The sequence below is a fragment of the Streptomyces sp. NPDC093065 genome, assembly GCF_044754585.1.
GTDB lineage: Bacteria > Actinomycetota > Actinomycetes > Streptomycetales > Streptomycetaceae > Streptomyces.
This window is the reverse complement of the sequence record NZ_JBIVPJ010000007.1, coordinates 172,721-192,861: the sequence shown is the minus strand read 5'-3', so window position 1 is coordinate 192,861 and position 20,141 is coordinate 172,721. Positions and strand designations below refer to the sequence as shown.

11 protein-coding genes are annotated in these 20,141 nt (G+C 74.4%); 9 read left to right on the top strand and 2 right to left on the bottom strand.

The genetic code is table 11. From position 1 onward, the window contains the following. The first annotated feature begins 93 nt into the window (after positions 1 to 93). Positions 94 to 1,617, top strand: coding sequence for an aldehyde dehydrogenase family protein (locus tag ACIQFU_RS15130; protein ID WP_402551678.1), 1,524 nt, complete (start codon positions 94 to 96; stop codon positions 1,615 to 1,617). Between the two features lie 334 nt (positions 1,618 to 1,951). Here the strand turns inward: ACIQFU_RS15130 and ACIQFU_RS15125 are convergent, their stop codons facing one another. Together ACIQFU_RS15125 and ACIQFU_RS15120 are read right to left on the bottom strand one after the other, a co-directional pair. After that, positions 1,952 to 2,359 carry an SgcJ/EcaC family oxidoreductase gene (locus tag ACIQFU_RS15125; RefSeq protein WP_402551676.1) on the bottom strand — a complete coding sequence of 136 codons (408 nt, stop codon included), beginning with the start codon at positions 2,357 to 2,359 and terminating at the stop codon, positions 1,952 to 1,954. Between the two features lie 34 nt (positions 2,360 to 2,393). Further along, positions 2,394 to 3,152: a YqjF family protein gene (locus tag ACIQFU_RS15120; RefSeq protein WP_402551674.1), complete on the bottom strand. Its 759-nt coding sequence runs from the start codon at positions 3,150 to 3,152 to the stop codon at positions 2,394 to 2,396. Positions 3,153 to 3,267: 115 nt separating this feature from the next. On the opposite strand from ACIQFU_RS15120, the gene ACIQFU_RS15115 reads away from it, so the two are divergent. The 8 genes from ACIQFU_RS15115 to ACIQFU_RS15080 all read left to right on the top strand — a co-directional run bounded on the left by ACIQFU_RS15115 (position 3,268) and on the right by ACIQFU_RS15080 (position 20,123). Further along, entirely contained in the window at positions 3,268 to 4,356 is a 1,089-nt protein-coding gene (locus ACIQFU_RS15115; RefSeq protein ID WP_402551672.1) for a MerR family transcriptional regulator, read from the top strand. Positions 4,357 to 4,478: 122 nt separating this feature from the next. Next, the gene (locus tag ACIQFU_RS15110; protein ID WP_402551671.1) at positions 4,479 to 5,333 is read left to right on the top strand and encodes a DUF4132 domain-containing protein; all 855 of its coding nucleotides are present in this window, start codon (positions 4,479 to 4,481) and stop codon (positions 5,331 to 5,333) included. Then, the gene (locus tag ACIQFU_RS15105; RefSeq protein ID WP_402551669.1) at positions 5,330 to 10,537 is read left to right on the top strand and encodes a hypothetical protein; all 5,208 of its coding nucleotides are present in this window, start codon (positions 5,330 to 5,332) and stop codon (positions 10,535 to 10,537) included. The genes ACIQFU_RS15110 and ACIQFU_RS15105 overlap by 4 nt, the downstream gene beginning before the upstream one ends. Before the next feature lie 52 nt (positions 10,538 to 10,589). Beyond that, complete coding sequence (locus tag ACIQFU_RS15100) at positions 10,590 to 11,759, top strand: AAA family ATPase (protein ID WP_402551667.1); 1,170 nt, start codon at positions 10,590 to 10,592, stop codon at positions 11,757 to 11,759. A 5-nt stretch (positions 11,760 to 11,764) separates the two neighbouring features. Next, on the top strand, positions 11,765 to 15,628 hold the full coding sequence (locus ACIQFU_RS15095) for a DUF5682 family protein (protein ID WP_402551666.1): 3,864 nt from the start codon (positions 11,765 to 11,767) through the stop codon (positions 15,626 to 15,628). Then, positions 15,625 to 17,493 carry a hypothetical protein gene (locus tag ACIQFU_RS15090; RefSeq protein ID WP_402551665.1) on the top strand — a complete coding sequence of 623 codons (1,869 nt, stop codon included), beginning with the start codon at positions 15,625 to 15,627 and terminating at the stop codon, positions 17,491 to 17,493. Before ACIQFU_RS15095 ends, ACIQFU_RS15090 begins: the two co-directional genes overlap by 4 nt. A 122-nt stretch (positions 17,494 to 17,615) precedes the next feature. Next, positions 17,616 to 18,641, top strand: coding sequence for a LacI family DNA-binding transcriptional regulator (locus tag ACIQFU_RS15085; protein WP_402551663.1), 1,026 nt, complete (start codon positions 17,616 to 17,618; stop codon positions 18,639 to 18,641). A 309-nt stretch (positions 18,642 to 18,950) separates the two neighbouring features. Continuing rightward, positions 18,951 to 20,123 (top strand): cellulose binding domain-containing protein, encoded by a 1,173-nt coding sequence (locus ACIQFU_RS15080; RefSeq protein ID WP_402551662.1) that lies wholly within the window; start codon positions 18,951 to 18,953, stop codon positions 20,121 to 20,123. The last annotated feature ends 18 nt before the right edge of the window (positions 20,124 to 20,141 follow it).

Below are 20,141 nucleotides of genomic sequence, written 5' to 3'. Positions count from 1 at the left end.
GGCGCACGCAACGTCACTGCAACGTCCCGCTTCCTAGCCTGACGCGCAGAGCTGTCCAACGGCGGGCAGCGCTCGATGAGGGAGGCACAGAGGATGACCCGTTACGCGGCGCCCGGCACCGAGGGCGCGATCGTCTCCTATCAGTCGCGCTACGACCACTTCATCGGCGGGGAGTACGTGCCGCCGGCGCGTGGGCAGTACTTCGAGAACCCGTCCCCGGTGAACGGCCTGCCGTTCACCGAGGTCGCGCGCGGCACGGCGGACGACGTCGAGCGGGCACTCGACGCCGCGCACGCGGCCGCTCCGGGCTGGGGCCGTACCTCGGTGACCGAGCGCTCCGACATCCTGCTGAAGATCGCCGACCGCATGGAGGCGAACCTGGAGCGCCTGGCAGTCGCCGAGAGCTGGGAGAACGGCAAGCCGGTACGCGAGACGCTGGCGGCGGACATCCCGCTCGCCGTCGACCACTTCCGCTACTTCGCGGGTGCGCTCCGTGCCCAGGAGGGCTCACTCAGCGAGGTCGACGACGACACCGTGGCGTACCACTTCCACGAGCCGCTGGGGGTCGTGGCACAGATCATCCCGTGGAACTTCCCGATCCTGATGGCGGCCTGGAAACTCGCCCCCGCCCTCGCCGCCGGGAACGCGGTGGTCCTGAAGCCGGCGGAGCAGACCCCTGCCTCGATCCACTACTGGCTGAGCCTGGTGTCGGACCTGCTGCCGCCCGGCGTCCTGAACGTCGTCAACGGCTTCGGCGTGGAGGCGGGCAAGCCGCTGGCCTCGAGCCCCCGGGTGGCGAAGGTGGCGTTCACCGGGGAGACCACCACCGGGCGGCTGATCATGCAGTACGCCTCGGAGAACATCAAACCGGTCACGCTGGAGCTGGGCGGCAAGTCGCCGAACATCTTCTTCGACGACGTCTGGGCGCGGGACGACGACTTCCGCGACAAGGCCCTCGAAGGCTTCACGATGTTCGCGCTCAACCAGGGCGAGGTCTGCACCTGCCCGTCCCGGGCGCTCGTCCAGCGCGGCAACTACGCCGAGTTCATGGAAGCGGCCGTCGTCCGCACCGAGCTGATCAAGCCGGGTCACCCCCTGGACACCGACACGATGATCGGCGCGCAGGCCTCCAACGACCAGCTGGAGAAGATCCTGTCCTACCTGGACATCGGCCGGCAGGAGGGCGCCAAGGTACTCACCGGAGGCGAGCGGATCGAGCACGACGGCGAGTTGAAGGGCGGCTACTACGTCCAGCCGACGATCTTCGAGGGCCACAACCGCATGCGGATCTTCCAGGAGGAGATCTTCGGCCCGGTCGTGTCGGTCACGTCCTTCGACGACTTCGACGACGCGATCAAGACCGCCAACGACACCCTGTACGGCCTCGGCGCGGGAGTGTGGACCCGCGACATGAACACCGCCTACCGCGCGGGCCGCGCCATCCAGGCGGGGCGTGTGTGGACGAACTGCTACCACGCCTACCCGGCGCACGCCGCCTTCGGTGGCTACAAGCAGTCGGGCATCGGCCGGGAGAACCACAAGATGATGCTGGAGCACTACCAGCAGACCAAGAACATCCTCACGTCCTACAGCCCGAAGAAGCTCGGCTTCTTCTAGAGCCGCAAAGGGGGTGCCTGGAAGCGCCGCCTGAGGCGGCGGACGTATAAGGCACCCCCTTCCTCCCGGCCTGGGGGGAGGAACTTTCACTACCGCGGCCCAAGGTGTTTTCCGCCCGTGCGGATGAATGTCCGTGCCCAGGGCGGCATCGAGAAGATGCTGTGTCGTGCGGCGCCGCGACTGGCGTGTGGTGCTGGTGCTCGACGAATTCGACGCGGCACACGAGGTGTTGCGCGACCAGCCGCTCGCCGGCGTGTGACCGCCGTTCCGCTCGACTGGACTCGGACCACGCCTCGCCGCCAGCGGGCCCGGACGGTCAGGCCGGGATACGTGCTCACCCGCTGCGGACTTCGGTGTTCTGTCCGGCGTGCAGCAGCCAGCGTCCGTCGTCCTGCCTGGTCATGACGTACAGCGGTGTGCCCTGCGTGTCGCCCTCGGCCGAGTGGTAGACCTGCCGGACCTTGACCGCGGCCACGTCGGGGCGCAGGAACCTCGTGTGCGCCACCTCGTAGGTCACCTCGCCGTCCCAGGCGGCGTCGGGCAGCACCGCGCGGGTGAACGCGGCGATCGCGTCGAGCCCGAGCAGCACCTTGCCGTGGGCGGTGGTCCAGAGGGCGTCGGGGTGGAAGAGGGCGAGGAATCCTTCGGCGTCCTTGGCGCGCTGGGTACGTTCGACGGTGGCCACGACGTGCTCTATGGCCTTGATGTCCGCGACTTCAGTGGGTACGGCTTCCGGGTTCATGCGGGTCACTGTGGTACCTCGACCGTGCTTGAGGTCAAGGGGCGGGCGGCACGGTGGGTACCGGCCGGGCTGGGCGACCCAGGCGAACCGGTACTCCGGGTGAGTACAGGACGCTGACCGGTGCGTCCGTCGGGGCGGGTATCCCGGCGCTCGCCACCAGATCCTCGTCGCACGCGACGAGCCGGGCCCGGTGCAGGGGCCAGCGGGGGTGGTGATTGGGCAGGTAGGCGGCCCCGCCGAAGAACATGTTGTGCATGCCCCAGCGGGCGGTGAGGAAGTGCTCCAGGGGCGTGGGCTCGTGGATGCGTTCACCGGTCCGCAGGGTGATGCGGCTGTGGGCGCCGCGCGGTCCCGGCCAGCGGCGCGTACTGGTGTAGGTCACGGTGTCGCCCACCGGGCGGACGGTCATCCGGGACCACAGGTAGGGCAGCCGGAAGCCGAGGCGTCCCATCACCACCGGTATCAGCCGCGAGGCGTCCATCGACCGGAAGACCACGCCGCGCCGCCCGTGCGCGTCCACGCTGTACAGACGCACGTTGGTCTCCGGGAACGAGCCGAAGTAGGGGACCCCGGGCAGCCGGAACCATCCCACCCGGTGCATCCGGAACGCGACGAGCCCGACGTACGTGAGCCCGTCGTGCGTGTCGGGAACCGTGCCGCTCGGCATCAGTCCCGCCACGGCGGAGGGCTCGACGGCCCAGTGGACGAAGGCGAGGTCGAGCCACTCCTGGGTGAGGAGCGGCATCCGTATCGCCGTGGGGGCGTCCGGGGTGACGGCGCTGGGCTTGTGCACGGCGCAAGAATGACAGACGGGCGGGGCGTGCCGGCCGTCCGGTCGTTGCCGGAAAGACCCCGAGATTGACCCTCGACCTGGTCAAGGGCTCAGAGTTCCGGACGTGGAGAGCGAGATGCGCAGCATTGGGGAGATGGCCCGCGACAGCGGACTGGGCGTGAGCGCCCTGCGGTTCTACGACCGTGCCGGTGTGCTGGTCCCCGCCCGGGTCGATCCGGCGAGCGGCTACCGCTGGTACGCCCCGGAGCAGCTCGACGAGGCCAGGGTGCTCGTCCGACTACGGCGGGCGGGCATGCCGTTGGCGGACATCCGGCTGGTGCTGGCCGGCTGGTCCGGCGCGGACGCGGACCTGGTGCGCAGGCTGCTCCGGGCGCACCTGCGCCGCCTCGAGCTGGGGCTGGCCGAGGCCCGCAGCGAGTTCTCCACGCTCCGAGCGCTACTCGAACACAGGGAGAATCCCATGACCGCTTCGCCCCGTACCGGCACCCTCCGGCTGTCCCTTGCCTCGCCCGAACTGGCGGGCGCGCTCGACGCGGTCCGTTTCGCCGCCGGCGAGGACCCCGAGCTGCCGATGCTCGGCGGGGTCCTGTTCGACGTCGAGGGCGACGCTCTCCACGTCGTGGCCACCGACCGGTACCGCATGGCGGTCGCGCGCACGGCCGCCGCCGGACACGGCGGCCCGCGTGAACAGGTTGTCGTGCCTTCCCCGCTCGTCGACGCGATGCGCGCGCTGCTGGGGGAAGGCGAACCCGCCCGCTTCGCCGTCGAGGACGACCGCGTGACACTGGAGGCAGGCGAGCGCCGGGTGTCGGGGCAGCGCCTGGACCACGACTTCCCCGACTACCGCCGTCTCGTCCAGCTGCCGGCCGGGCGGCGGTTCGTCGTCGACGTGCCCGCGCTCCGGGAGGCGTTGGAGACCGGTCCCGTCCGCGTGGGCGAGGCGGGCGGGACCGGCGGGTCCGCGCGTGACGTCAGCGTGCTCGCGACGACGGACGACCGTACGGTGACCGTCTGCGGGGACGGCGACGCGGACGGGAACAGCGTCGGCGTCGACCGCGGATTCCTGCTGGACGCGCTCGCGGCCGCGGACCGGGACTGCCTCGTCCTGGAGTTCGGAGCGACCCCCACGGCACCGCTGGCGATCCGCCGGACGGACGACGAGGGGACGTTCTCCCTGCTGATGCCGGTCCGCCTGGACCACTGACGGCCGACCGGTCGCACTCCCCCACGGGCCGTCCCCGCCCGCCGTCCCCAGTGCTCACGGCGTTGTCAGTGGCCTCGCCTAGAGTCGTCAGCACTTGATCACTGCGGTGCGGGGAGGCACTCATGGGGTGGGTGACGGCCGGGGACTACGAGGTCGCCCTGGACGACGGGAAGGTGGTGTGCCGCAACGCCACCGGACGGCGGCTGAAATCGGTGCCGGCCAGGCTCGTGGACGATCCGGCGGTGATCGGACTGCGGCAGCTCGCCGAGTGGCTGGAGCGGCACGAACGCGAGTGCCTGGGCGACGTGGAGCGGTGGATGGTGCGGTCCCTGCCCGTGCCCCTCGCCGTACTCACCCGGGTGTGGGCCGATCCGGCCTGGCGCGCCGCCCTGCGCGACCTCGTGGTCACCGGCGCCGGCGGCGAGGTCGCGGGCTTCCTGCGGGACGCCGACCCCGAGCGCGGCCTCGGCCTCGTCGACCTCGACGGGGACACGGTGCGCATCGCTCCCGACCTGGTCCGTCTCCCGCACCCGGTGCTCCTCGAAGACCTGGAGGAGCTGCGGGAGTTCGCCGTCGAACTCGGCGTCGAGCAACGGGCCCAGCAGCTCTTCCGCGAGGTGTGGCACCGCCCGGCCGCAGTCGACGCCGAGGCCACCTCCGTCGAGGACTACGCGGGCGGCGCTTTCAGGGAACTGCGGTTCCTGCACGGTCGGGTCGCCCAGCTCGGTCACCGCGTACGCGGCGGATACGCGGTCTGTTCCGTCTGGGAGGACGGCCGGGGTGCGGAGGCCCGCGTCTGGGTCGGCGACTACGACGGCTACGAGGAGACGGAGACCGGCCCCCTGATGTGGACCGACGCCGCCGGGCGGGTGCTGAAGCTGGGGCGGGTCGGTCCCGTGGCCTGGTCCGAGGGCATGCGTATGGCCGCCGCGCTGTATGCCGGCCGCGACATCGAGGACGAGGAGCGGGCGGCATGAGCGCCACGAACACGGCCACCGCGCCCCAGGGCGGCACCGGCGCGCACGCGGCCACCGGCCTCGACGAAGCCACCGCCTCCGCCCTGCTCGAAGCCGGCGCGCTGTTGCCGCCGGGCAGCAGCGGCCGGGACGACGCCGACACCCTCACCGTCCGTACGTACACCCATGCCGCGCTGGGCGAGCGCAGCGTCGTCCGGCTGGTGCCGGGCACCCTCGGGGAGGCCGAGGACCTCGCTCTCGACTTCCTCGGGCTCGCGCGGGACGCGGAGACTCCCGAAGTCGGGCAGGTCAGGCGCGAGACCCTCGGTTTCCCCGCCTGGGCCCTGGTCAACGATCCGGCCAACGGGCACCACGCGCTGGCCCTGGTCAAGGATGTGGAGCGGCTCGCGCGCCAGGCCAAGTCCCGGCCCGGCACCGCGAAAGAGGGCTTCGAGAGGCTCGGCGACCGGCTCGGCCGGGCCGTGCCGCACTTCCTGCCGACCTTCTTCGAGCAGGCGGCACGGATCTTCCTCCGGTTCGACAACACCACCTACGCCGCGGCCTTCTTCGGCAAGGCCCGCGACGCGGAGCGGGTGCACGCGCTCGCCGTCGACGAGCAGCGGCAGCGTGCCGTGTTCCTGGAGTTCGCGTTCGCCGGGGCCTTGACGGTCAAGGCACTGAAGCAGCATGTGAAGGACCTCGCCGCCCGGCTGGACGCCGCCGAGGCGTGGGCGCAGTTCCGTCAGCTGGCCGTGGAACGCTGTGCGGCCGGTATGCCGCCGTACGCGTCGCTGCCGCAGGACGCGCGGCTGCTGATCAAGGCGGCCGGGCTGCCCCGGGTGGAGGCGGAGTGCGACCTCGTGGCCGACCTGGTCGGCTCGCCCGCCGCGGTCCGGGCACCCGCCTCCTTCTGGACCGCGTACCGGGCGACCCTGAGCGTCCTCGCCGAGCGGCGGCCCGCGATCAGGGCGCGGCTGCTGGAGATCATGCCGGCCGGGTTGGAGCACGGCGCCAAGAGCGAGGAGTTCTGGCTGGCGCTGCTGGCCGAGTGCGGTGCCGACCGGCTGCTGACGGGCGCGGAGGGTCCGACGGCGGGCGGGAGCGACGCGGCCGCCGGTACCCCGGCCGCCGCCGACGCGGCGGTCGAGGTCGCGGGCGGTGTCGACGCGGCGGACTGGCTGACCCGTTGGGCCGCGCACCGCAAGCGCGGCACCCGGGTGTGCGACAGTTCTCCGGCCACGCTCGACCTCGTGGCACGGATGGCTCCCCGGCTGCGGGCCGGCGGACGGGCGGTCGACCTGTTCACCGGCCGTCGGCATGGGAGCGTCGACATCGCCCTGCTCGACCTGTGCGCGGCGGAAGGGATCCCCCTCGCCGTACCCGGTCCCGACGACGAGGTCCACCTCGGACTGGATCGCTGGGCGCGCGACACCCGTCCCGAACGGCGCGATCTGGCCGCTGTCGCGGGAGATCCGCGGCTGCGCCCGCTGCTGCTGCGGGCGGTCGGCGCCGTGAGTGCGCGGCAGTCGGGCCGGGTACTGGACCACCTCGCCGACCATCCGGTGCTCAGGGGTGTGCTGCGCGAGTGGCTGGACGAAGCGGTGGACGGACTCACCGACGCGGTGGGCCTGCCCGGGGCACGCGAGGCACTGCACCGGCTGAGCCCCTTCCGGTCGGTGGCTCCGAGGGTCAATCCCGAGGCCGTCGCCCGCGTCGCCGCCTACCGGGCTGCTCCGCCGCTCGCACGGACGCTGCGGGCCGGCGTCCTGGACGAACTGGGCTGGCCCGCCCTCGAACAGACCCTGCGGCTGCTCGACGCCGAAACCCGGGCCCGGTCCGGAGGGGGAACCGGGGCCGGTTCCCGCGGAAACCGCGACACGACGCTGATCGTGAACGAGGCGTGGCCCTGTCTCGTCCTGAGCCGCGGGCACAAGGCGGTCGTCGTCGGTCCGGACCGGATCCTGCTCGAGCACGACCTGCGGCTCCCGGACGACCTGGACCGCTGGCAGCGCCCGCGGTTCCGCTACGTCGACGGGGAACTGCTCGTGGTGTGGTGGCAGGACGGCAAGCAGCGCGGCTACTGGTCCACCCGCCCGTCCGAGGTCCTCACGTTCACCGGCGAGCAGATCGCACACCGGTGGCACAGCGACGACACGGTGGCCCCGTCCATCCCCTTGCCCGGCGGCGGCCGGGCCACCGGTGGCCCCGCCCTGCACGCCGGCGACACCGTCCTGCCCGCGAGCCGGCCCGTCATCGGGGACGGCACCTCGTACTGGCGGCAGGGCAGGCAGGGCCGTCGGCAGGTGTGGCTGGAGTACGACCCGGCGACCGGCGCGCACGGTCGCGCGTCGCTGCCCGCCCTTCTCCGTTCCGGCATCAGCGACGGGGCGACGCTGATGCACGACCGGTGCGAGGTTCTGCCGCTGCAGTCCGGGCTGGAGCAGAGCCCGTTCGGCACCGACGGAGTCGTACTCGGACGTTGGGTGCGGACCGAGGAGGGGGCAGGCGAGGCGCTGACCACCGCGGGCACGCCCGACGGCCGCACCGTGACGTTGCGGAGCTCCCCGCACGGTGAACGCGCCCTCCCGCTAGGCGCGTTGCGGCTGCCCGGGGGCGCCGCGCCCGTCGTGGCCCGCACCTGGCGTCGGGTCACCCTGTTCGCGGGGAGCGAGGGCCCCGACGCGGGCGTGCTCGGCCGGGTGACGCCTGGCGAGCGCGGCGGTGAGTTCGCGGCGGGCACGGAACTGGTCCCGCCGGTCGCCTTCTGGCACGCACTGCGTCCCCGCGACGAGCGTGCCTCGGCGGTGTTGCGCGCCCTCACCGACGAGGAGTCGGCCGACCTGCTGCGCGCCGCGGAGCGGGCGCTGGCCGAGCGCCAGGCACGGGTGACCGCCGACGGTGGCACGGAGGAAGCGGCCGGGGACTCGGACGCGGACACCGGAGCAGACGCCGGTCCGGCCGACGGCGCGGGCGGGGCCGCCGTGCCGCCCGCCGAGGTGGTCGTCCGGCAGGCCGTGTCGCGGGCGCTGCCCGGAATCACCGACAGGCGGCTCCTCGCCGGCGTGGCGGCCCTGGTCCGAACGGCGGTCCAGATCGCGGACACGGCCACCCGCTTCGTCACGCCACCCGAGGAGCGGGCGAAGCCGGAACGGAAGCGGACCGAGGGGATGTTCGCGGACTACCGGCCCCGGCACGGCGACGATCGCACGCTACGGGCGGGCGCCGACGGCCTGGCCCGGATGTGGGGGTCGTGGGGCGGCGAGGCCCAGTGGACCGCGCTCCGGCAGATCCGTGCCGTGAACCACGTGCTCTCCGGAAAGCCCGCCGACGGCAGGCGACTGCCCGACCGCACTCGTCTGCCCGCCCTCGGCGACGGGTGGCACAGCGACGAGCACACCGTCCCCGGCATCGGCCTGATCTGGCCGGATCTGCTGGGCGTGCTGCGGCCACTGGCCTACCGGGCCACGCTTGCGACCCTGCCGACGGCGGAACGGGAGGCACTGCTCCTCCTGTTCGAGGCGCTGGTCGAGGGGCCGCTCGCCGATCCGGGGGCCGGCCTTCGGGAGATCGTCCTGGGCGAGGCGTACGACAAGCACCGGCAGCGGGAGCGTTCGGGTCAGGTGCTGCGACGTGACGGCCGCACCGTGGTCGTCCTCGGCTGCCAGAACATCGACTACGCCCGCGACCGCGTCAACTGGCGTGCGATCGAACACGATCCGGCGGGCGCGTTCGGGGCCGTCGCCCACTTCACCCTGGAGAGGGAGACCCGGCACGCCACGACGCTCCCGGCCGACACGCTCGCCGCGCTCGCCCGGCTGGTCCGGGACAAGGGAGCCGCACCCTGGCGGTCCGAGGCACCGGCCGCCCTCGCCGCGGCCACCGACGGCGGGGTCGGACCGCTCCAGGCCACCGTGCTTCTCGCCGGGCTGCCGCACAGTCTCGACGCCGGCGCACTCGCCACGGCCGGGCTCAAGTCCCGCCAGCTGGACGCGGGCAACCGCATGCTGGAGGCGCTCCCCGACGCGGACCGTGCCGCGCTCATCGGCGCCCTGCTGCCCGACGACCCGGCCGAGCTGTGGACGGCGGGGCCGGACACGGGTGCCGCGGGCCGGACGTGGGCCGAGCGCCTCGGTTCCCTCGTCCGCGTGCCCGAGGACCTGGCCGCAGCGCTGGACGGCCTGCCGACCGGGTACGCCGAGGCGGTCCTGAACCCGGCGCGCACCCCCTGGCTCAGCCGAACCACGGTTCAACGGCCGGACAAGGACGGCCGGCTGGTCGCGGACGACCCCGCCGCCGTGCCCCGTCATCAGGCGCTGACCGGCTCCGTCGACGCCCTCGGCTCGCTCGCCTACGCTCTCCCCCACGGCCACCCGCTGCGCGCGGCTCTGCCCCGGGGCCTGGCCGCTTTGCGCAGCCGCCTCGCCGACCCCGGGCTGCTCCTCGACCTGGATGTCGAGTGGACGGAGAAGGGGGGCACCACCGCGGCCGAACTCCGCAAGGCGTACGGCCTGCCCGCGGCGGGCGGCGCCGACGCGGACGGCACGACGCGGCTCGGTGCGGCCCTCGTCCTGCGCCCCCGGCACGGCGACAGGGAAACCGTGCTGGTGCGGCCGGCCGGCCTCACCGGCCCGGAAGACGCCGTGTTCGGCCTGGTCGAAGGACTCGTGGGTGCGGCGCGCGGCGCCGGGATGCGGGCCCTGCGCGCCATCCTGGGGGAAGAACTCGCGCGGACCCTCGACGCCGGTCCGGGTGCCACAGGGGCTGCCGGCCCGGCACAGAACCCCGCGGTCAGTGTCCCGGCACTCGTCACCGAGGTAGCGGCGGCCCACGGTCTGAGCGAGGACGCGGCGGTGCTCTACCTGCAGTTGCTCGCCCTGCCCGACCCCACCGACCGCAACTGCGTCCGCTGGACCGGCTGGCGGCCGGCCCGGTGGAAGAAGGCCCGGGCCGAGCTGGCGGCCACGGAGCTGGTCGTCGAGGCCAAGCGGTCGCGGGCCGGCCGTTCCCTCTTCCTGCCCTGCGGCTGGCGCGACCTCAAGTCGCCCGCTCTGCCGGTGGAGACGTGGAAGGAGGGCCTGTACCCGGTCGGCGAAGGGACCCGGGCCGTCCCCCTGCTCCCGGTGTCCGAGTTGTTCACCCGTGCCTGGGAGCGGGTGCGCGCCCAGGACGCGCCCGCGTACGAGGAGCTGACCACCCGCGCCACCCGCAAGGGGCGCCGCCGGTGACCCCGCGCGAAGCCACACCGACTCCTGCCCGACCCCACCGGAAGATCCGTCGATGACCACCACCCTCTCTCCCGACACCGCCCGTCAGATCGTGCCGCCGGAAGACCGGTACGCCTCCGAACTGGCCTTCCTCGCCGCCTATGACAGCGGACCGCGCCCGCCCGCCTGGCGGCTCACGCCCCGCGCCGTGGTCACCTTCGTCATGGGCAGCGACGGCCGTGCCCTGAAGCTGCCCGAGGACGCCGAGGCGCCCGGCGGGGTCCCGCGCCGGCTGGTGGTTGAGGGCAAGTTCGTCGGCGACCGGGCGCTGATCGAGCGGTGCGTCGTCACGCTCGCTGGGGAGCGCGGTCTGCTCCTCGTCGGCGAACCCGGTACCGCCAAGTCCATGCTGTCCGAGTTGCTCTCGGCGGCCGTGTGCGGCACCAGCGGCCTGGTGGTGCAGGGCACGGCGGGTACGACCGAGGACCAGCTCAAGTACGGATGGAACTACGCCCTGCTGCTCGCCCAGGGCCCCAGCCGGACGGCACTGGTGCCCTCACCGGTCCTGACCGCGATGACCCGGGGCGGCATCGCCCGCGTCGAGGAGGTGACCCGCTGCCTGCCGGAGGTGCAGGACGCCCTGGTCTCCCTGCTCTCCGAGCGGCGCATCGCCGTCCCCGAACTCTCGGGCACCGATGACTCTCTGGCCCACGCGGCGCCCGGGTTCAACCTGATCGCCACCGCCAACCTCCGCGACAAGGGCGTCTCCGAGATGTCCGCCGCGCTCAAGCGCCGCTTCAACTTCGAGACGGTGGGCCCGATCCCGGACCTCGACGCCGAGACGGCCCTGGTCCGCAGCCAGGCACGGGCCTCGGTGGAACGGGCCGGGGCGCCCTTCCAGGTCGACGAAGCGGTCCTGGAAGCACTGGTCGTGGCCTTCCGGGATCTGCGCGAGGGCCGGTCGGCGGAGGGCTGGGAGGTCGAGCGTCCCTCCACGGTCATGAGCACCGCGGAGGCCGTGTCGGTCGCGGGCGCGCTGGGGCTCGCCGCGGCCTACTTCCCCGGGGACCGCGATGTGCTGGGGCTGCTGCCCGGACATCTCCTCGGCGTGGTCCGCAAGGACGACCCCGCCGACGCGGCACGGCTGCGCGGGTACTGGGACGGTCCCGTCCGGCGCCGCGCCGAGCAGGGTTCGGCCACCTGGCGCACCCTGTGGGACCTGCGCACGGTCCTGGAGGGCTGACGGCCGTGTCCCGTTCCCCGTCCTCGCCCGGCGCTCCCTCCCGCGCACCGCTGTCCGCGGACGAGGCGGTGGAAGCGCTCACCGATCCCTCGGCGCCCTTCCTCATCGGAGTGCGCCACCATGCTCCGTCGCTGGCCGCGGCCGTGCCCGCCCTGCTGGACGGGGCGGCTCCGGACGTGCTGCTGGTCGAGCTGCCCGCGGAGATGCAGGAGTGGCTCCCGTGGCTGGGTCACCCGGAGACGCTGGCACCGGTCGCACTGGCCGCGGCCGGCACGGAGGAGGGGGCGGGGCTTGCCTTCTACCCGTTCGCCGACTTCTCCCCGGAGCTGGCCGCCGTGCGCTGGGCCTCCCGGCGGAGGATCCCGGTCGTCGCCTGCGACCTGCCGTTGGCCGACCGGACGTGGCGGGAGGAGAGGCGCTCAGGGGCACCCGTCACGCCCACCGGGTCCGCCTCACGCATCGCGCCCACGGCACGCACCGGGCCCACGGCACGCGCGGCACCGCCCACCGCACCGGAACCGGGCCGTCCGGGCGGTGTGGAGCATGTGGCCCCGGACCGCGCCGGGCTCGGCAGGGCGCTGCGGGCGCGGCTCACCGGTCGTCCCGGCGAGGACCTGTGGGACCGCCTCGTGGAGGCCACGGCTCCGGGTTCGGGGCCGGAGGCGTTGCGCCGTGCCGCGCTCCTGACCGGGTGGGCCCTGCGCGAGGAGGCCCGCGCCTCGGGAGGCGTGCCCGAGCTGGATCTACGGCGTGAGGCGTGGATGCGCTCCCGTCTGGCCGCCGCCACCGCGGACGGTGCACGGGCCGCCCTGGTCGTGGGCGCGTTCCACGCGCCGGCGCTGATCTCGACGGCCACGTCGGCCGAGCCCCGCCGGGCGGGCTCCGGCGCGCCCACGGGAACCGCCGGCCGGTCCGGGACTGCGGAGCGGTCCGCGTGGGTCACGTCCCTCATCCCGTACACGTACGCCCTCCTGGACGAGCGGTCCGGGTACCCCGCCGGTATCCGGGACCCGGAGTGGCAGCATCTGGTGGTGCGGGCGGCCGGTGACCCGGCCGCGTTGGAGGAGGCGCTGACGCACGCGGCCGTACGGGTGTGTGCGGCACTGCGCGGCCTGGGGCATCCGTCGGGGCCCGCCGACGCGCGCGAGATCGTACGGCTGGCCTCGGACCTGGCGCGGCTGCGCGGGCTGCCCGCTGCCGGCCGGGGCGAACTGGTCGAAGCGGTGCAGACCGTACTCGCGCAGGGGGAGCCGTACGGCAGGGGGCGGGCCGTCGCCAGGGCGATGGAGCAGGTCCTCGTCGGGACCCGCGGCGGCCGTCCGGCCCCGGGCGCTCCGCGCAGCGGCCTCGCCCCGGCGGTCGAGGCCGAGCTGGCGGCTCTGGGCCTGCCCGGCCCGGGGCCGGCCGGCCCGCGACCGACGGGGACGGGCGGCGCCGGGCGCGGGGCCGTCGCGCCCGGCACCACGGTGCCGGCCGCGGCCGCACGGGATCTGCGGCTGGACCCCCTGCGGTCGGACCTCGACCGCGCGCGCGATCTGTTGCTGCGCCGCCTTGCGGTGTGCGGCGTGCCGTACGCCGAGGCGCGCGGTGTCGTCGGTGCGGGCGGTGCCGAGACCTTGACGACCCGTTGGGAGGTGCGCTGGACTCCGGCCACCGAGGCGATGCTCTGGGCGGTCGGCGTGCACGGTGTCACGCCCGCCCAGGCCGCCGAGGGGGTCCTGCGCGAGCGGTGGCGGACGGAGCGGGACGAGGGCGGACCCACCGCCGCACAGACGCTGGACGGACTCCGCCAGGCGGCCGAGTGCGGCCTGCAGGACCTGACGGAGGCACGGCTCGCGGAGACGGCCGATGTGCTCCCCGGAGCGGCCACACTGTCCGAACTCCTCGGCGGTCTGGGCCTGCTGGACCGGCTGCGGGCGGGGCACGTCCCGGGGCTGGGCGCCGACGAGGAGCGTGCGGTGCGGGCCACCGCCGTGGCCGAGCTCCTCACCGCGGCGGCGGTACGCCAGGTGGACGGGCTCGGCGGCGCCGAGGACCCCGCGGACGCGCACGCCCTGCTGGAACTCGCCCACCGCGCCGACGTACTCGGCGGCGTCCGGCTCACCGAGGCCCTGGCCCGGCTGGCTCACGAGGGCTCGCCCCTGATGCGCGGCGCCGCCGGAGCCGTCCGGGTGCTCCTCGGACACGAGGACCCCGACGTGCTCGGCGAACGCGTCGCTTCCTGGGTCGACACGGCACACGACCGCGCGTCCAGAGCCGCGCTCACCGCCCGGCTCACGGGGCTGCTCACGGCCGCGGGCCCGCTGCTGGAGTCGGCGGCGCCCGCGCTGGAGCCGCTCCTCGACCGGGTGTCGGAGTTGGCCGACCGGGATTTCCTCGACCGGCTGCCGGCGTTGCGCGGCGGCTTCGACACGCTCAGCCGGGCCGCCCGCGACCGTCTCCTCTCCGTGGTCGAGGAGCGGCTGGACGTCGACCGGCCGGCCGACACGGGCGGGGTGGATCCTGCCGCGCTCGCCCTGTGGACGCGCGCGGACCTCACGGCACGCACCTGCCTCGGCGGGCTCGGGCTGCTCCCCGCCGCCAGGACCGCAGCCGAGACCCCGGCCGACGGACCCCACAGAGGCAGCGAAGACGACAACAGCGCGAGCGACGACAACGACGGCAACCCGAGCGGGACCGACGAGGCCGCCGCACTGAGAACGCCCGACGGAACCGCCGCGGCTGCGGTCGCCCCGTCCGTCGTCGGGGAGCACCACCTCACCCCCGGCGACCGCTGGCGGCTCGTGCTCGGTCGCCGTACCGACCGGCTGTCCCCGGCGGCGGCCGCTCCGGCCACCGCACTGGACGAGCTGTACGGCAGCGGTCGCGGCGAGGGCAGCCGGGGGGACCTGACCGGGCCCGCCGGGGGCGGTGCGGGCGGCGGCCGGGAGGCGTCGTACCCGAGTGTGCGTGAGTGGTCGGAGGACCTGGCGGCGCTGTTCGGGCCGGGCATCCGCGAGGAGGTGCTGGCGGCCGCGGCCTCGTCCGGCAGGCCGGACGTCCTGGCCGAGCTCGACCCGGACAGCGTGCGGCCCTCCGTCGACCTGCTGCGCACCGTGCTCCGGCACGCGGGGGGCCTGCCCGAGGCACGGCTGGCCGCCCTCCGGCCGCTCGTGCGGCGCTTGGTCGAGGCGCTGACCCGGGAGCTGGCCACGCGCCTGCGCCCCGCGCTGCACGGCACCGTGATGCCGCGTCCCAGCCGCCGCCCGGGCGGTGGCCTCGACCTGTCCCGCACCCTGCGGGCCAACCTGGCCTCGGCGCACCGCGGTCCGGACGGCACGGTCCGGGTCCTCCCGGAGCACCCGGTCTTCCGCACCCGGGCCAGAAGGGCGGCGGACTGGCGGCTGATCCTGGTGACGGACGTGTCGGGCTCCATGGAGGCGTCCACGGTGTGGGCCGCCCTCACGGCGTCGGTGCTGGCGGGAGTGCCCACGCTGTCCACCCACTTCCTGGCCTTCTCCACGGAGGTCATGGACCTCACCGAGCACGTCGACGACCCGCTGTCCCTGCTGCTGGAGGTCAGTGTGGGCGGCGGCACCCACATCGCCGCGGGCCTGCGGCACGCCCGCGAACTGGTCACCGTGCCGTCCCGCACCCTCGTGGTCGTCGTCAGCGACTTCGAGGAGGGCTATCCGCTGGGCGGGCTGCTCGGGGAGGTCCGCGCCCTGGTCGGGGCCGGCTGCCAGGTGCTGGGCTGCGCGAGCCTCGACGACGCGGGCCGCCCGCGCTACTCCACCGGGGTGGCGGGGCAGCTCGTCGCCGCGGGCATGCCGGTCGCCGCGCTCAGTCCGCTCGAACTCGCCCGCTGGGTAGGGGAGAAGATCGCATGAGTCCGCACCTTCCGCCGGTCAGTCCCTCGGTGACCGCCCAACTGGTCGCGGCGCTCTCCCCCAGGCTGCGCAAGCGGCTGGACGCGGGTGTGGCCAAGGTCGTGGGGCGGCCCGTCGTCCGGGACGGGGACGTCGTCCGCATCGCGGTCGACGACGACACCGACCTCGAACTGCACGCTCCTGGAGGGGTCGTGGTCGGTGCCGAGGCGATCCGCTGCGGTTGCCTGCTGGCGCCGGACTGCCTTCACCGGGCCGCCGCGGCATCGGCGGCCCCGGTCGCCGGCCCCACGGACCCGCCGGAGACGGCACCCGAGGCGTCGGCCCCGTCTCCGGCTCCCGACCCCACGCCCGTCCCCGCCGCTCCCACCGGCGACCCGGCTCCCGCCGGCGACCCCGCCCCCGAGTCGGCCACTCCCACCCAGCGCGCCGCGGCGGCCGCGCTGCGCGATGCGGCGGCCGCGGTGCTGGAGGCCGGCGCCGAGGGCGCCGGAGCCGTACTCCAGGCCGAGTTGCTGCGGGCGGCGCACACCGCCCGGCTCGCCGGACTCCCGCGCGCGGCCGGCCGTGCCGTCGCCGTGGTCACGGCGTTGCGCGCGGCCCGTGACGGCGACCCCGCCCACCGCCTGAGCGATCTCACCGCCGCCCTGCGCGACGTCCTGGTCCTCGCGCACCGCCTCCCGGCGGCCACCGGGACCGAACTCGCCGGGCTGCGCGGCAGGACGAGGCAGCCGTACAGACCGGACGGCTCGCTGCGCCTGTACGGGCTCTTCGCCGAACCGGTCCTCACGGCGACCGGTTACGCGGGCACCGTCACCTGGACCTGCGACGCCTCGGGGCGGCTCTGCACGGTCTCGGACGTGGCTCCGGGCGGCGCCGACCGGGCCACGGGGTCGGCGGACCGCGCCGTACGCGTCGGCGACACCACGCTGACGCACCGTGAGCTCTCCCGCGCGGGCCTCGCCGTGTCCGGGGCGACGGTCTCCCCGACGGGACGTCTGGGGGCGGGCGCGGGCGTACGGGCCGTGCGCGCGCCCGGGGCCTCGTGGCACGCGGAGCCGCTCGACCGTTTCTGGGCGGTACCGGTGGCCGAGCAGGTCTCGCGGGCGCTCGCGAGCGAGCTCGGTCCGCCCGGCGCCGGCGGCTCGCAGGAGCGCGACGACCGGGACGGCCAGGACCTGCTGTTCCTCGACGTCACGATCACCGGCACCGCCCGCGAGGCGGCGGGCGAGTGTCTGCTCGCCGACTGCGGGGATCTGACCGTCCGGCTCGCCGCGGCCCACGACGATCCCGCGCTGCCCCACCGTGACAACCTCCGCCTCCTCGCCTCCGCACCGGGCGCCCGGCTGCGCGTGGTCGCCCGGCTCACGCCGGCTCCGCTCCCCCGCGCCCTGCTGCTGGCGGCGAGTCGTCCCACCGATCCGGAAGCCCGTGTCGACCTCGGTATCGACCGGCTCCGACGCGCGGACCTGCCCGCGCAACCGGCGCCGGGCACCGCACCCGGCACCCGGGGCGCACCGGCCGTGCGGCCTGCGTCCGCCGCCGACGAGGCTCCCGTGCATCTGCTGCGGCGCCGGGTCCACCAGGCCGTGTCCGGGGGCCGCCGAGTACTCGCCTTCCCCGGCAGCCGAACGTCCGAGGCCGCGCGACTGCGCCGGTACGGCCTCGGCACCGGCGCGGAACTGCTCGCCGAGTTGCACGCCACCGCCGAGGAACGGTCGCGCGATCCCTTCGGCCGGCTGCTCCCCGCCGACACCGGAGGCTTCGCCCGCGCGTGGCTCGGCGCGGCCCTCTACACGGAGGAGGTCGACCGTGCCCTGTGTGCCGCCGCGTGGGGCGCCGGGCTCGCCGACCCCACCGGCCGGTGACGCCACCGTCCCGGCGGGCCGCGGTACGCGCCGACCGTCCGGTGCCGGCCTCGCGATCGCCCCGCCGGGCCGGGGCGGGTCACCGTAGTATCGGATGATCTCGTGGGGGAAGGCGGGCGGACATGGGCAGGCAGCGTCCCGGCACGCCGACGCTGGAGGAGGTGGCCGCCCTCGCCGGCGTGGGCCGAGGCACCGTCTCGAGGGTCGTCAACAACGCGGCGGGTGTGCGGGACACGACGCGCCGGGCCGTACAGCGGGCCATCGCCGAACTGGGGTACGTCCCGAATCTCGCGGCCCGTTCCCTGGCGGGACATCGCGCCGACGCCGTCGCGCTGGTGATGACGGAGCCGGACTGGCGGCTGTTCGGGGAGCCGTTCTTCACCGAGGTCGTCCACGCGGTCGGCGACGCGCTCACCGACACCCCGGTGCAGTTGCTGCTCACGCTGGTGCGTACGGACACCGAGCGGAGGCGCTTCGTGGAGTACGCGCGGGGCGGCCGGGTCGACGGAGTGCTGCTCATGTCCGTGCACGCCGAGGATCCGCTGCCGGACATGCTCGCCGAGGCGGGGCTGCCCACGGTCATGCTGGGGCGGCGTTCCGGCGATGAGAGCGTCACCTATGTCGACGCCGACAACGCGGGCGGCGCGCGTGGCGCGGTCAGGTATCTGCTGGACGCCGGACGCACCACGGTCGGGGCCCTCAGCGGACCGCTCGACATGTACGTCGCCCAGTGCCGCCTGCGCGGGTACCGGGAGGCGCTGGAGGCGGCGGGCATGGCGGCCGGGGCGTCGCTGGTCGTCGAGGGGAGCGACTTCACGGAGGAGAGCGGATGCCGGGCGATGACCGGCCTGCTCGCCCGGCATCCGGAACTCGACGCGGTTTTCGCCGCGTCGGACACGCTGGCCGCCGGGGCGCTCGGCGCGCTGCGGGCCGCGGGCCGCCGGGTTCCGCAGGACGTGGCGGTGATCGGCTTCGACGACTTCCATCCGGCCCGTCCCACCGACCCGCCGCTGACGACGGTCCGGCAGCCGCTGGAGGAGATCGGCCGCACGATGGTGCGGCTGTTGCAGGAGGAGATGGAGGAGCCTTCCGTCGCCTGGCGGCACGTCATCCTCCGTACGGAACTGGTGATCCGCGACTCCGCCTGAGCGGGCTCCGGAGCACGTCCCCGAATAAGCCCTGGAAGCAAGTCCCGGATCAGCAACCGGAGTTGGCCCCGGAGCCACCCCTGACGTGACGCTCGGGCGGCTGTCTGCCGGGAGCGCTCCCGGCAGGACGTCTCTCACCTGGGGCTTCGAGATTCGTTCGACAACTTGGGCACGCACAGTCTTGTCAGGAACATGAACCGCTCCTACAGTCCTCAATCAACCGGTAATTGGGAGCGCTCCCATCAGTGGGGAGTTGGGAGCGCTCCCGCCCCGGCCCCCTCCTTCCCCCCGCACCCCCGGAGAGGCCCCATGCGAAAGTTACGGCCCCGAGTCCGCGCCCCGCGTGGCCTCCTGGGCGCCCTGAACGCGGCCCTGGTGACCTTCGCCCTCGTCGCGTCACTGGCGATCGCCGTGGCACCGGCCCAGGCGGACACCGCGATCTGCGAGCCCTTCGGGACGACGACGATCCAGGGACGGTACGTCGTCCAGAACAACCGCTGGGGCTCCACCGCCACCCAGTGCGTCACCGCCACCGACACCGGCTTCCGGGTCACGCAGGCCGACGGCTCGGCGCCGACCGACGGGGCACCCAAGTCGTATCCGTCGGTCTTCAACGGCTGTCACTACACGGCCTGTTCGCCGGGAACCGGCCTCCCCGCCCGGCTCGACACCGTCTCCGCGGCGCCGTCCAGCATCTCCTACGGCTTCGTCGACAACGCCGTCTACAACGCCTCGTACGACATATGGCTGGACCCGGCGGCCCGCACCGAAGGGGTCAACCAGACCGAGATCATGATCTGGTTCAACAAGGTGGGCCCGATACAGCCCATCGGCTCGCCGGTGGGCACGGCGAACGTCGGCGGTCGGACCTGGGAGGTGTGGAGCGGCGGCAACGGCTCCAACGACGTGCTGTCGTTCGTGGCGCCGTCGGCGATCACCGGCTGGAGCTTCGACGTCATGGACTTCGTGCGGGCGGCCGTGGCGCGCGGACTCGCCGAGGACGACTGGTACCTGACGAGTGTGCAGGCAGGCTTCGAGCCCTGGCAGAACGGCGCCGGGCTGGCCGTGAACTCCTTCTCCTCCACCGTCGAGACCGGCGGCACGCCCGGCGGCACCCCCGGCGGCACGGACCCCGGTCCGGACCCCGGCGAGCCGGGTGACACGTCGACGTGTGCGGTGTCGTACGGCACGAACGTGTGGCAGGACGGCTTCACCGCAGACGTCACCGTCACCAACACGGGCACGGCCCCGGTCGACGGCTGGCGGCTCGCCTTCACGCTGCCCTCCGGTCAGCGGATCGGCAACGCCTGGAACGCCTCCGTCACGCCTTCCACGGGCAGCGTCACGGCGACCGGCGTGAGCCACAACGCCCGGATCGCACCGGGCGGCAGCCTGTCGTTCGGCTTCCAGGGCACCTACAGCGGCGCGTTCGCCGAGCCGGCCGGCTTCCGCCTGAACGACGCCGCCTGCACCACGGCCTGACACCCGCACCACCCACCG

What these genes read in the sequence shown, in the direction of transcription:
- ACIQFU_RS15105 (WP_402551669.1), top strand. Translation starts at nt 5,330, where the DNA reads ATGAGCGCCACGAACACGGCCACCGCGCCCCAGGGCGGCACCGGCGCG.
- ACIQFU_RS15115 (WP_402551672.1), top strand. Translation starts at nt 3,268, where the DNA reads ATGCGCAGCATTGGGGAGATGGCCCGCGACAGCGGACTGGGCGTGAGC.
- ACIQFU_RS15085 (WP_402551663.1), top strand. Translation starts at nt 17,616, where the DNA reads ATGGGCAGGCAGCGTCCCGGCACGCCGACGCTGGAGGAGGTGGCCGCC.
- ACIQFU_RS15130 (WP_402551678.1), top strand. Translation starts at nt 94, where the DNA reads ATGACCCGTTACGCGGCGCCCGGCACCGAGGGCGCGATCGTCTCCTAT.
- ACIQFU_RS15080 (WP_402551662.1), top strand. Translation starts at nt 18,951, where the DNA reads ATGCGAAAGTTACGGCCCCGAGTCCGCGCCCCGCGTGGCCTCCTGGGC.
- ACIQFU_RS15125 (WP_402551676.1), bottom strand. Translation starts at nt 2,359, where the DNA reads ATGAACCCGGAAGCCGTACCCACTGAAGTCGCGGACATCAAGGCCATA.
- ACIQFU_RS15110 (WP_402551671.1), top strand. Translation starts at nt 4,479, where the DNA reads ATGGGGTGGGTGACGGCCGGGGACTACGAGGTCGCCCTGGACGACGGG.
- ACIQFU_RS15090 (WP_402551665.1), top strand. Translation starts at nt 15,625, where the DNA reads ATGAGTCCGCACCTTCCGCCGGTCAGTCCCTCGGTGACCGCCCAACTG.
- ACIQFU_RS15100 (WP_402551667.1), top strand. Translation starts at nt 10,590, where the DNA reads ATGACCACCACCCTCTCTCCCGACACCGCCCGTCAGATCGTGCCGCCG.